The sequence below is a fragment of the Ancylomarina sp. 16SWW S1-10-2 genome, assembly GCF_009669305.1.
Classification (GTDB): domain Bacteria; phylum Bacteroidota; class Bacteroidia; order Bacteroidales; family Marinifilaceae; genus Ancylomarina.
On sequence record NZ_SADB01000359.1, the window covers coordinates 1 to 357 of the forward strand.

Genomic DNA, 357 nt, shown 5'->3' on the forward strand with positions numbered 1-357 from the left:
TTTATGTTTAACATATATAACACTTCCTCGCGGCCCTCCTGCAGGAACACCAACACCTTCCCCACCTATAGCGCCATTGTCGGGATTATAAGTGGCCCAGGTTTTCACATCCGTCCAAGGTCCATTGTTAAAAGTTATGAAAACAGGTACCTGATCCGGAATAGCATGAGTAACGCCAGCTGTGTAATCTCCATCAATTCCATTATCATCAGTATCACCAAACCTGAATTTCAATTCATTGTTCGTTTCGTTGAAATCCTCCACGAAAAATTTCTCCCATTTGATGCTGTTACTCAACAGGCGGGCTGTGATATAGTCTTTGGAAGAATAGGGAGAAGTCACTTTTACGTCCTCCGG

Annotated in this window: 1 protein-coding gene; it reads right to left on the reverse strand. The window is 43.4% G+C overall.

The features are described from left to right. Positions 1-264 (reverse strand): hypothetical protein (locus tag EMN46_RS19535; protein WP_154202682.1); only part of this gene is annotated, 264 nt, incomplete at its 3' end. Between the last annotated feature and the right edge of the window lie 93 nt (positions 265-357).